The organism is Kamptonema sp. PCC 6506 (assembly GCF_000180455.1).
Classification (GTDB): Bacteria; Cyanobacteriota; Cyanobacteriia; order Cyanobacteriales; family Microcoleaceae; genus Kamptonema; species Kamptonema formosum.
On record NZ_CACA01000291.1, the window covers coordinates 1 to 1521 of the forward strand.

The window sequence follows — 1521 nt, forward strand, 5'->3', positions numbered from 1 at the left end:
TTGTGATTGGGAGATTGTACTTTCGCGAGCTGAAAACTACGATAGATTTAGGGTGGGAACTACTCACCCTAATTTTTTTGGCTTTGTTGGCGATCGCGCCAATTACCATACTGCCGGGAGATGGGGGAAGGGGGAGGGATTATAACAATTCAGCACTTATGCACCCAACCAAAGAAACTCGGTTTTTTGATGAAAATACTTCGCCGGAACCCACAGATTCTCTCAAAAACCTGGTTTCTGGAGACTTACTGCGTAAGTTCTAAGAAAGTTAAAGATATCGGAAAAGTTGTTAAAAATAATGAAAATTAAAGACATCGGAGAACAAGGCTTATTAGCAATTCTACAAAAATTCTGTCCCCCAGAAATTATTGGAGATGATGGCGCAATCATCCCTACCCATCCCGATAAATCTCTGGTGATTACCACTGATATGCTCGTTGATGGGGTGCATTTTAGCGATCGCACCACAACACCCCAAGACGCAGGATGGCGTGCCGTTGCTGCTAATTTATCCGATCTGGCGGCGATGGGAGCATCACCCTTAGCGATCGCTGTGGCACTTAGCCTCACGCCTGACACTCCCGTTACTTGGGTAGAGCAACTCTACCAAGGGATGACAGCTTGTTTGCAACAATATAATACCCCGATCGTTGGCGGCGATATTGTGCGATCGCCCCTAATTGCTCTAGCTATTACTGCCTTCGGAGAAGTTGACTCCGCCTGCGCCATCCGCCGCAGTAGCGCCCAACCAGGCAATCTCATCGTCGCCACTGGCCCTCACGGAGCCTCACGAGCTGGCCTAGAATTGCTCCTTAACCCCCAATTAGAGACATCCCTTACTCCCCCCGAACGATCGTCGCTGATACTCGCTCACCAGCGTCCCAAACCCCGATTAGATGTGCTACCGATCCTCTGGGAAATTATAGATTCTAAACTCTTACAATGGGGGTCAGAATCGAAAATTCAAATCGCAGGAATGGATAGCAGCGATGGTTTAGCAGATGCCATTATTCAAATTTGTCAGGCTAGCAATGTTGGAGCAAAAATTGAGCGCAATCAAATCTCTATTCCTACAACTATTAGCCGTTTAGTATCCCCAGAAAAAGCACTGAATTGGGGATTATATGGCGGCGAAGACTTCGAGCTAATTCTATGTCTTCCCCCGGAAATTGCTCAAAAGTTAGTAGAAAAATTAGGAGTTGGAGCAGCTATAGTAGGAAACATTACCAAAAATCCTGACATTTTGTTAGTAGATAGTAACGGCATCTATCCAGAAGAAGAGTTAAGCCTAACTAAAGGATTTCAACACTTCTAATTGTGAATTGTAATAGAAGGCAGGAGGAGTAGAATGAGGTTGATTGTATGAACTAGGACTTACGCAGGGAGTCCCAGAAACCGGGTTTTTGAGAAAATCTTTGGGTGAAAACGAAGTATTTTCGTCAAAAAACCCGGTTTCTTTGGTTGGGTGCGTAAGTCCTGTGAAGTTCACTTAACAATGTCGATTGTAAGAAGAAGGAAAAA

At 45.0% G+C, this 1521-nt stretch carries 1 protein-coding gene and 1 pseudogene; both read left to right on the forward strand.

Translation table 11 applies throughout. The features are described from left to right. Window positions 1-263 (forward strand): annotated as a pseudogene (locus tag OSCI_RS29105) (hypothetical protein); the annotation flags it as partial. A gap of 35 nt (window positions 264-298) precedes the next feature. Further along, window positions 299-1315 (forward strand): thiamine-phosphate kinase, encoded by a 1017-nt coding sequence (gene thiL, locus OSCI_RS16605; protein WP_007356194.1) that lies wholly within the window; start codon window positions 299-301, stop codon window positions 1313-1315. Window positions 1316-1521 lie beyond the last annotated feature (206 nt).